Source organism: Mesorhizobium sp. M0633 (assembly GCF_040320645.1).
Lineage (GTDB): Bacteria > Pseudomonadota > Alphaproteobacteria > Rhizobiales > Rhizobiaceae > Mesorhizobium.
On the sequence record NZ_JAMYQC010000052.1, the window covers coordinates 23,023 to 32,030 of the forward strand.

Annotated in this window: 10 protein-coding genes and 1 pseudogene; 4 read left to right on the forward strand and 7 right to left on the reverse strand. The window is 60.6% G+C overall.

The window, feature by feature from the left end:
- Positions 1 to 26 precede the first annotated feature (26 nt).
- Complete coding sequence (locus NKI47_RS32320; RefSeq protein WP_352595389.1) at positions 27 to 1,028, reverse strand: LysR family transcriptional regulator; 1,002 nt, start codon at positions 1,026 to 1,028, stop codon at positions 27 to 29.
- Positions 1,029 to 1,138: 110 nt separating this feature from the next.
- Between NKI47_RS32320 and NKI47_RS32325 the strand changes: the two genes are divergently transcribed.
- From NKI47_RS32325 to NKI47_RS32335, 3 genes are all read left to right on the forward strand, one after another.
- Entirely contained in the window at positions 1,139 to 1,753 is a 615-nt protein-coding gene (locus tag NKI47_RS32325) for a nitroreductase family protein (protein WP_352595392.1), read from the forward strand.
- Entirely contained in the window at positions 1,750 to 2,607 is an 858-nt protein-coding gene (locus tag NKI47_RS32330) for an EamA family transporter (RefSeq protein ID WP_352595394.1), read from the forward strand. The genes NKI47_RS32325 and NKI47_RS32330 overlap by 4 nt, the downstream gene beginning before the upstream one ends.
- Before the next feature lie 167 nt (positions 2,608 to 2,774).
- Positions 2,775 to 3,263 carry a nucleoside deaminase gene (locus tag NKI47_RS32335; RefSeq protein WP_023675810.1) on the forward strand — a complete coding sequence of 163 codons (489 nt, stop codon included), beginning with the start codon at positions 2,775 to 2,777 and terminating at the stop codon, positions 3,261 to 3,263.
- Positions 3,264 to 3,383: 120 nt separating this feature from the next.
- Here the strand turns inward: NKI47_RS32335 and NKI47_RS32340 are convergent, their stop codons facing one another.
- The 5 genes and pseudogenes from NKI47_RS32340 to NKI47_RS32360 all read right to left on the reverse strand — a co-directional run bounded on the left by NKI47_RS32340 (position 3,384) and on the right by NKI47_RS32360 (position 6,250).
- Positions 3,384 to 3,866, reverse strand: a complete 483-nt coding sequence (locus tag NKI47_RS32340; RefSeq protein WP_352595396.1) for a hypothetical protein — start codon at positions 3,864 to 3,866, stop codon at positions 3,384 to 3,386.
- Positions 3,863 to 4,282: a helix-turn-helix domain-containing protein gene (locus NKI47_RS32345; RefSeq protein ID WP_352595398.1), complete on the reverse strand. Its 420-nt coding sequence runs from the start codon at positions 4,280 to 4,282 to the stop codon at positions 3,863 to 3,865. Before NKI47_RS32345 ends, NKI47_RS32340 begins: the two co-directional genes overlap by 4 nt.
- On the reverse strand, positions 4,269 to 4,811 hold the full coding sequence (locus NKI47_RS32350; protein ID WP_352595401.1) for a hypothetical protein: 543 nt from the start codon (positions 4,809 to 4,811) through the stop codon (positions 4,269 to 4,271). Before NKI47_RS32350 ends, NKI47_RS32345 begins: the two co-directional genes overlap by 14 nt.
- A 204-nt stretch (positions 4,812 to 5,015) precedes the next feature.
- A pseudogene (locus tag NKI47_RS32355) lies at positions 5,016 to 5,310 on the reverse strand (transposase); the annotation flags it as partial.
- 43 nt (positions 5,311 to 5,353) lie between these two features.
- Positions 5,354 to 6,250, reverse strand: coding sequence for an NAD-dependent epimerase/dehydratase family protein (locus NKI47_RS32360; RefSeq protein ID WP_352595404.1), 897 nt, complete (start codon positions 6,248 to 6,250; stop codon positions 5,354 to 5,356).
- A gap of 146 nt (positions 6,251 to 6,396) precedes the next feature.
- On the opposite strand from NKI47_RS32360, the gene NKI47_RS32365 reads away from it, so the two are divergent.
- Positions 6,397 to 7,335 carry an NAD(P)-dependent oxidoreductase gene (locus NKI47_RS32365; RefSeq protein WP_352595406.1) on the forward strand — a complete coding sequence of 313 codons (939 nt, stop codon included), beginning with the start codon at positions 6,397 to 6,399 and terminating at the stop codon, positions 7,333 to 7,335.
- Between the two features lie 683 nt (positions 7,336 to 8,018).
- Here the strand turns inward: NKI47_RS32365 and NKI47_RS32370 are convergent.
- On the reverse strand, positions 8,019 to 8,798 hold the full coding sequence (locus tag NKI47_RS32370; RefSeq protein ID WP_352458921.1) for a FadR/GntR family transcriptional regulator: 780 nt from the start codon (positions 8,796 to 8,798) through the stop codon (positions 8,019 to 8,021).
- Positions 8,799 to 9,008 lie beyond the last annotated feature (210 nt).

The following is a 9,008-nucleotide window of genomic DNA, read 5'->3' on the forward strand; positions in this document are numbered from 1 at the left end:
CCACAAAGTCCGGATTTGGAGGCGTGTCAAGGAGATGAAATCGCCGGCAATATCTCAGCTTGATTTTCCGCATCCGTCGCCTCGCCGACACCGCGCTTTGCCGAGCCTTCACGCCGGGGAGGCACGAACGGCTTCTCCTTGTCCCGACTGAATTCCTCGATCAGGAAATCAAGGAAGACGCGGATTTTCGGGGCGAGATGCTGGCGTGCCGGATAGACCGCGTAGAGCGTGGTTTCGACCTTGTCCCAGTCATCCAGAGCCGATTGCAGCCGGCCTGCTTTCAGGTCGCTTTCGACATAGAGATAAGGGATCAGGCTGACGCCGAAGCCGGCGCGCAGCGCATCGCGCACGGCAAGGCTTGACGAGACCGAATATCGTCCGTCGATGGCGATCCGCTCGGCTCGGCCGTCCTTGCGGAACTCCCATATGTCCGCATGCCCCGAGAGGCTGAACCGGATGCAATTGGCCGCCTTCAAATCGGCGGGCGTTTTGGGCCGGCCATGCTTCTCGAAATAGGACGGAGCTGCGCAAATCACATGCGGCATGATCGCAAGCTTTCGGGCGACCAGGCTGGAATCCTCGAGATTGTCGCTGCCGCGAATGGCAAGGTCAAATCCCTCCCGCACGATATCGACGCGCCTGTCGTCAAGGTGCAGATCGAGCTTCAAATCGGGATAGCGCGATAGAAACGCGGGCATGGCAGCCGAAAGCCGCGTCAACGTGACAGTCATCGGCGCGCTGACCCGCAACGTGCCGCTCGGCGCCGTCTTGATCGGGCCGAGCACCTGGTCGGCCCTGGCCAGCGCATCGAGCCCCTGCGTGACATGCTCCAGGTAGATCCTGCCCTCTTCAGTCAGCGCCATGCGCCGCGTTGTCCGGTTGATGAGCCGCACCCCCAGATCCGCCTCCAGCTCGGCGATATTCTTGCTGATCGCGGGAGGCGAGAGACAGAGCCGCCGTCCGGCTTCGGCAAAACTGTTCAGTTCCGCCACCTGGCGGAAAACCTGCAGCGCAGTCAGGCGATCCATCTCACCATTCTCTTCTAGTAAATAATGTCTTTCAATTATCGCATATTATCGCTCATTGGTAAATTCTCTATCTGCTATCCGAACGGCTTGCTCAATTTCGGAATGACATGATGACCAACCCCGCAATCTCCCTTATCGAGCGACGCATGTCGGCCAATCGGTTCGATGCCTCGCATGCATTGACGGATGCCGAGGTCGAGGAACTGGCACGCCTCGCAACGCGCGCGCCAAGCGCCTACAACCTTCAGAATTGGCGTTTCATCGCCGTGCGGACGCCGGAAGCAAAGGCGCGGTTGCGCAGCCTGGCCCACGGCCAGGTCAAGGTGCAGGAAGCAGCGGTCACCTTCATCATCTGCGGCGTACTCCCCGACCACGCTGCCCTCAATGCAAGGCTGCGTCCTTTCGTGGAAGCCGGCTTCATGCCGGTGGATATGGCTTCGGGCTGGCAGGAAGGCGCCCGCGCACAATATGCCGATCCTCTAGCGGCCCGCGACGAAGCGGTGCGCTCGGCAACGCTTGGCGCCGCAACGCTGATTTTCGCGGCCGAAGCGCTGGGCCTCGGCTCCGGTCCGATGGCCGGCTTCGACGCCGAAGGCGTGGCCCGCGAGTTTGGCCTTGGGCGCAATGAAGTGCCGGTGATGCTCATCGCGGTCGGCCGCGCCGCGCCCGGCAACTGGCCGCAAAAGCCGCGCCGCCCTCTTGCCGAAGTACTGGAAATCTTATGAAAACGCACCGTTCCGATCTGTTGCTTACGGCCATTGCACCCGCGATATGGGGCAGCACCTATATCGTCACCACCCAGTTCCTGCCCAACTTTTCGCCGATGACGATCGCAATGCTGCGTGCCTTGCCCGCAGGATTGCTGCTGCTGGCGATCGTTCGGCAACTGCCAACGGGCATCTGGTGGCTGCGCAGTTTCGTCCTCGGAGCCCTCAACATCTCGATCTTCCTGAGCATGTTGTTTGTCGCCGCCTACCGGCTTCCGGGCGGGGTCGCGGCGACCGTGCTGTCGGTCCAGCCATTGATTGTGATTTTCCTCGCTGCTGCCCTGCTTGCCAGCCCTGTCCGCCGGTTGGCGATTGTCGCCGCCCTTGTCGGGATCGCCGGTGTTGCATTGCTGGTGCTGACCCCGAACGCGACGCTCGATGCGGTCGGCGTTGCCGCCGGCCTCGCCGGGGCGGCCTCAATGGCCTTCGGAAGCGTGTTGAGCCGCAAGTGGCAGCCGCCAGCATCGCTGCTCGCCTTTACGGCATGGCAACTGACCGCCGGCGGTCTCCTTCTCGTTCCGGTGGTCCTGCTTTTCGAACCACCCATCCCGTTCCCGACCGCGGCCAACCTGCTTGGACTGGTGTGGCTCGGGCTGATCGGTGCGGCGCTGACTTATGTCCTCTGGTTCCGGGGCATTGCGCGACTGGAATCCGCAGTGGTGTCATCGCTGCTTTTCCTCAGCCCGGTGACCGCCGTGCTGCTTGGATGGGTATTCCTGGGTCAGACACTGACCTTGCCTCAAATCGCCGGCGTCGTTTTCGTCATCGGCAGCATCTGGCTGGCTCAACGCCCTAGTCGGAACGAGGCTTGAGCCTAATGCATGTCGCGCAAAGTGTGCAGCGGTTTTGCGATAACGACATGCATACAACAGGCACCTGAAGCGCGTCGTACGAGGCCCGTCGAACGCGACGCGCTTACCGACTTGAGTCGGCGGATTGTTCCGCACTATGATCTAGCGGCGCTGCCGGAGATCCGCCGATGCCACAACGCCCCTATGATGAGCGCCTGCTCCGTCAGGCGTTCGAAGTCGCGCGCAAGGCCCGCGATGCTGGCGAACATCCCTTTGGTTCGCTGCTCGCTGACAAAGACGGCAATGTGTTGCGCGAGCAGCCCAACGCTTACAAAGCCCACGGGGGCGACCGCACCGCTCATGCCGAAAGGCTGCTGGCCTCGTGGGCGGCGATGAATGTCAGTCTCGAAAAGCTGGCCTCTTGCACCCTCTACACTTCGGCCGAACCTTGCGCGATGTGCTCCGGCACAATCTATTGGGCGGGCATCGGACGGGTCGTCTTTGGGCAGAGCGAACACGACCTCAAGCGGCTGACGGGCGCACATGTCGAGAATCCCACGCTCGACCTGCCCTGCAGGATCGTCTTCGAAGCCGGGCAGCGTCCGACTGAAGTCGTCGGCCCGCTGCTTGCCGATGAAGCGGCGCAACTCCAGGCCGAATTCTGGAAGGACAAGTAGCTCAATTGCCGCGCGGCGGGAAAACGAGTGAGTGCTAGGCTCAGGACTTATTGATTAAAAGTATTGTCCCCTTCAAACAAGTGAAGCGGGGATCATCGGGGAGCCTTAACCCCTTTGGGCCTAAAGAGCAGTGGGGATGGGGTTGCCGGTTCCATCCCTGCTCAACTGCGAGATGCGCAATCGGCCAGCTGAGATTTCCTCCCCGTCGCGAACGACTACGACCACGAGTTTTGCAGGCTCCTGGAAGACCAAGGTTGACAGTTGAATGTTCATGCTAAGAGCCAATAATTTGACTGCATCCTTCTCAAATTCGAGGGGTCCTCTCTGGGGGATGATGTCGGTCTTCGGCACTGGAGCTTCTATCAAATCAACTACCCCACCGGCCTTGGATTCAAGACGAACTTTTATCGCGAGGGTAGGCAAAGTTTCTGGATACGGCTCAAGGTATTTAATCAGACACCATAGCCCAGTGGGCAACGCCCACGGCAAAGGTCCGTCGAATAAAACGGCATCATTATAGACCCCTATGTGCAGTTGCTTCCCGTTGGCCTCCTGTCGAAGGTCATCGCAAAACACGACGCTAGCATGGGGGTTCAAAATCATGCTGCCTCAAGGCGTATTGAGACCGCACTGACGGTATCGGTTCCCGGCAGGATGGGATGCTGCCCGGAACTTGGTGTGGTCCCCGCTCCGAGCGTGAGCGGCTGTATCTCGCCCGCGGGCCCAAACCGACGGTTCATTTTTCTGTCTACGACCACAACCTCTACGTCTACCTCAAGGGCAATCGCGAGGTCCGAGATAGTGTCTATTTCCCAGTTCGGCTTTGTTCCTGAAAACCAGCGAGAGACCGCAGACTTGTTAATTCCGAGGCGATCAGCAAGCTGACTGAGGGTGAGCCCTGTTTCCGCTTTCCTGGCTTGGATGACCGCCCAAAAGGCACTCACAAAAGCCGAACGAAGCATCCCACGTTCGAACTCTTGAACGAACGCTTGGTCGGAAACCTTATTAGATTTTTTCATCCACATCTCGACATATTCCCTTCACGTACTCTAACGCTGTTGCTGCACGAAAAGGTTGCGCATTACCCATGGTGTTGCCCCAAAGATCGGGGATTCCAGCGGCGGTTTCGCTATAGTTCTTTTTGATTCCTAGCCAGTGTCGGCAATGCAGTCCTAAACCTATGAATACACCGGCGTCGAGGAACCTACCGAATAGACGCACTTGGACATGCCTGGGCTTTCGCGCACAAATTACCCAGACCTCGTCAACAGAATGCAGCCGTTCGATGTCTGGCCCCCGATCGTCTGGGTCTCCTTTGAGGCTTGCCGTCACGAACCAACCGAAACAAAAAATCGCGATCAGTTCTTCCATTTTCGCCATCGGCAAATGGCTTAAGTCGGGATCCTTCCCAGCTAATCCTCTATAAACATTTGGCGTCACATACAGAAACCGCTTGGCCTCCACCTTCTGGTTAAGCGCAGGCCGCGCGACGAGCCGACGGGTTTCGACCGCCCGATACAAAATAGAGTTAGTTGCATTTAAAGTCAACAATTTCCCCCGCTGGCCGCACCGTTCCTCTCGAATGGGGAAATGTGTTATTACCAGCCAGGAGATAGCCTATGTCAGATTCGAGCTTGAGTCAGGCCCTGCAAGCAAATCGATTGGAAGATTTCATCAAGCAACGGAAGCCAAAGGCGTTGGCCCTGTGGATAAAGCCGTTCTTATCCCAAAGTCATCAAACACAAGACAGGATCAGATCAACATCGCGTTCTGCATCAGGCGATAGTTCGACCGGAAAGTGAATTCGGCAAGGTAGCGATCCATGTATTTGGCCGGCGCGTGAATGTGGTCGAGCGAACCGAGTTCTTGAACAGGCTCCAAAAAATCTCAACATAATTGGTCGAAAGGAATTCGCCGGTGGCGTTGTAGAACGTCGACCAAATGTTTTTGCAGTGCCTCACGGTGCCGAGCTTGTACCCGTCACCCTCTATAACCCATAGGACATGAGTTCGTCGGTCGAGACGACAGAGCCCTTCTCAACGTTGCGCGTCGGGGCTGGCCCAGTGCCGCCATCGCGTCAGCTGCGCCCGTCAGCTCGTCTTGACGTATTTCCGCCAGCTGTGCTCCGGCCGGAAGCCGAGCATGTCGCGTGCCTTGCGGTTGGAGAGCAGCGTCTCGTAGTCGCCAAGGTCGCCCTTGACCGGCACATCGGGGTAAAACCGCTTCAGGAGTTCGGCTGTCGGCAGGTCGGACGAGGTGTCGTCGTTGGCGGCGTTGAACACCTGATAGCCGAGCCCGTCCTTCTCGATGGCGTGCAGCGTGATCTGGCCGAGGTCGCGCGCGTCGATATAGCTCCAGGCGATGCGCTTGCGGAAACCTGGATCGGCGAACCATTTCGGAAACAGCGAATATTCATGCGGCTCGATGACGTTGCCGATGCGCAAGGCATAAATGTCGAAGCCGCTGCGCAGGGCAAAGGCGCGCGCGGTCTTCTCGTTGACGACCTTGGACAGCGCGTAGCTGTCCATCGGGTCGACGTCGTACTCCTCGTCGAGCGGAAAATGCGTCGGGTTGCGCGGCTCGTTGGCGAATACCAGCCCGTAGGTCGTTTCGCTGGAGGCGATCACCACCTTGCGGATGCCGAGTTTCACCGCGGCCTCGATGACGTTGTAGGTGCCGAGCGCGTTGATGCGGAACACCTCATTGTCGGGCGTGATCATGATGCGCGGGATCGCCGCGAAATGCACCACGGCATCGACCGGCTGCGTACGCAGCGACGGGTCGAATTCGTGCAGGCCGATATAGCTCGACAGCGCATTGAACACCTGCCCGCTGTCGGTGATGTCGGTGATCAGCGTGCGCACCTTGGGATTGTCGAGCGGCTTGGTGTCGATGTTGAGCACCTGGCAGCCCTGCTCGACCAGATACTGCACGACGTGGCGCCCGGCCTTGCCGCTGCCGCCGGTGAACATGATCCGCTTCGTCATTTTGCTCTCCCTAAGATTCATGTGTATTGTCAGACAATATCGAACTCTGCAATCGCCTGCCATGGCGTGCGGCAAAAACCCGCTTCAACAATTCGCCGGCAAGGTGCAGCGCCGTCATCCATCATTGCAAAATAGGACGAAACGACATGAACACGACTGCCGCGAGCGAAAAGATCGGCTTCATCGGGCTTGGCCTGATGGGGCACGGGATCGCGAAGAACATCGTCGATAAGGGCTATCCGCTGACGTTTCTCGGCCGCAAGAACCGCACGCCTGCGGAAGACCTGCTCGGCCGCGGTGCCAGGGAAGCGGCGACCTCGCGCGACGTCGCGGCGGCATCCGATATCGTCTTCATCTGCGTCACCGGCTCGCGCGAGGTCGAAGCCATCATTCGCGGCCCAGGCGGTCTCAAGGAAGGCCTGAAGCCGGGATCGGTTGTCGTCGATTGCTCGACCTCTGATCCCGTTTCGACGGTGGCGCTGGCCGCCGAACTCAAGGCGCTCGGCGTCGCCTATGTCGATGCCCCGCTCAGCCGCACCCCGAAAGAGGCTTGGGAAGGCACGCTCGATGCCATGGTCGGCGCGCCCGATGCGGTCTTTGCCCGGCTGAAGCCGGTGCTCGAAACCTGGGCCGGGCGTATCGTCCATATCGGCGACACCGGTGACGGCCATCGCATGAAGCTGCTCAACAATTTCATCTCGCTCGGCTACGCCGCGATCTATTCCGAGGCGCTGGCGCTGGCGCAGAAGGTCGGCATCTCGCCGCCGCGCTTCGACAGCGTCATCCGCAACGGCCGCATGGATTGCGGCTTCTACCAGACCTTCATGCGCTGGACGCTGGAAGGCGACCGCGACGCGCACAAATTCACCATCGCCAATGCCTTCAAGGACCTCACCTATCTCGAATCGATGGCGGGTGCCGCCGGCATCGCCAACCCGCTCGGCAACGCCACCAAGAACGCCTTCGCCGGCGCCTTCGCGGCCGGCCCCGCCGACCAGTATGTGCCGATGCTGGCGACGCATATCGGCAAGGTCAACGGCGTCGACCTGATGCCGACCAGGGATGGCAAGAAGCAGACGATCTGAGGCGGCCGATCAGCTCTCTGCCACGCAAGCTCACTTCATTCCGAGGCGTAAGCGCCACTGGCGAAGCTGCCGACCTCCCCTGAGGCAGTGCAATCGCATGTAGGCAGGTGCCCCCTCACCCGGATTGCCAACCGAATTGCAAAGGGCAATTCGGGGCAATCCGACCTCTCCCCGAGGGGAGAGGAGGTCGCCAGCGCCGGCGTCAGCCTCTTCTCCCCAGCGGGAAGAAGGTGGCCGCCCACGGGTCTTGCCTCCGGCAAGCCCGAGGACAGGCTCCGCGGCCGGATGAGGGGAACTCCCTATGCGATTGCCCCGCCTTGTTGGGGCGATGTCCGGCAGGGCAGAATGGGTTCCATCCGACGTTGGTATCGGCAGCACGCGCAACGCCAGAAACAAAAAACCCGCCTCGGGAGGCGGGTCGTTGGAGCCAATTAGCACCATACCGAAATTAGTAGCATAGCTGCCGGCACAAAGCAAGAACAAAATAGCTGCGACGGCAAAAAGTCCGAATTCCTTTCCCACCCGAGGTCGCCGCCCTCATTGCCTAGCGTTGATGATCAGCGAAAGCCGAAGTGGCATCCAATCTCCCCCCTCGTGGGGGAGATGTCCGGCAGGACAGAGAGGGGCGCGAAGGAAGGCGAGTTTTGCAATCGTTCGGAGCAACGCCAGCCCTGGCGCATAAATCACCGCCGCGACCGGCCGATGACATCGTCGGTGTTGGCAAGAAGCCTGTGCACCGCGGCGCGGGCTGCGGCGGGCCGCTGCAGGCGGATGTTCTTCTCGATCGCCTCGTGCAGTGCCTGCGCCCGCCGCTGATCGCTGGTCTCGCGGGTGACGAACTGGAACAAATGGTCGAGCGCCGATTCGATCAGCACGCCGAGCGGCACCAGCAGATCGTTGCCCGAGGCGCGCAGGATGGCGAGGTGAAACCGCGTGTCGGCGCGCGTGCGCTCCTGCAGATTGGTTGCCTCGCCCATCTCGCGGCAGGCCTGACTGATCTCGGCCATCTGCTCGTCGGTGCGCCGCATCGCGGCAAAGGCGCTGGCCTCCGGCTCGATGATGTGGCGGAACTCCTGCACGGTCCTGAGGAACACCTCGCGGTCCGGCGAGGTCGCATACCAGGCCAGCACGTCGCGATCGAGCAGGTTCCAGCGCTCCTTCGGCTCGACCCAGCTGCCGATTTTCGGGCGCGAGGCAAGCAGGCTCTTGGCCATCAGCATTTTTATGGCTTCGCGCACCGCCGAGCGGCTGACGTCGAAGGTCTCCGACCATTTGGCTTCGTTGGGCAGGATGGTTCCCGGCGGATAATCGCCGCGCACGATCCTCAGCCCGATTTCGTTGGCGAGCGAGGCATGCACGCTCGAGCCGGGAAAGTGCGCGGCATCGGCACGCCGAACGACGGCCGGCCGCTCAGCCTCTGCCTTGAATTTGGCGGGTCGCTTTTTTGATGTCGCGTCCGGCATTGGTATTCCCCGGCGGCTGCTTGTCGAAAGCCTGAACTCAGGGCACGACAAGGCAGCGGCCTACGCTCCAAAGCAGCGTCGCCTCGTGCGTTTTGTATGGACAGTGCGAACGGGGGGGGCCGCGCGGGGGGGCCCCCGCCACACGGACCCGGAAGGTGTTTGGGGGGGGGGCAGGGTGGCGGTGGTCAAGTGGGGGTCCGGCTGGGCCCA

What these genes read in the sequence shown, in the direction of transcription:
- NKI47_RS32320 (WP_352595389.1), bottom strand. Translation starts at nt 1,028, where the DNA reads ATGGATCGCCTGACTGCGCTGCAGGTTTTCCGCCAGGTGGCGGAACTG.
- NKI47_RS32325 (WP_352595392.1), top strand. Translation starts at nt 1,139, where the DNA reads ATGACCAACCCCGCAATCTCCCTTATCGAGCGACGCATGTCGGCCAAT.
- NKI47_RS32330 (WP_352595394.1), top strand. Translation starts at nt 1,750, where the DNA reads ATGAAAACGCACCGTTCCGATCTGTTGCTTACGGCCATTGCACCCGCG.
- NKI47_RS32335 (WP_023675810.1), top strand. Translation starts at nt 2,775, where the DNA reads ATGCCACAACGCCCCTATGATGAGCGCCTGCTCCGTCAGGCGTTCGAA.
- NKI47_RS32340 (WP_352595396.1), bottom strand. Translation starts at nt 3,866, where the DNA reads ATGATTTTGAACCCCCATGCTAGCGTCGTGTTTTGCGATGACCTTCGA.
- NKI47_RS32345 (WP_352595398.1), bottom strand. Translation starts at nt 4,282, where the DNA reads ATGAAAAAATCTAATAAGGTTTCCGACCAAGCGTTCGTTCAAGAGTTC.
- NKI47_RS32360 (WP_352595404.1), bottom strand. Translation starts at nt 6,250, where the DNA reads ATGACGAAGCGGATCATGTTCACCGGCGGCAGCGGCAAGGCCGGGCGC.
- NKI47_RS32365 (WP_352595406.1), top strand. Translation starts at nt 6,397, where the DNA reads ATGAACACGACTGCCGCGAGCGAAAAGATCGGCTTCATCGGGCTTGGC.
- NKI47_RS32370 (WP_352458921.1), bottom strand. Translation starts at nt 8,798, where the DNA reads ATGCCGGACGCGACATCAAAAAAGCGACCCGCCAAATTCAAGGCAGAG.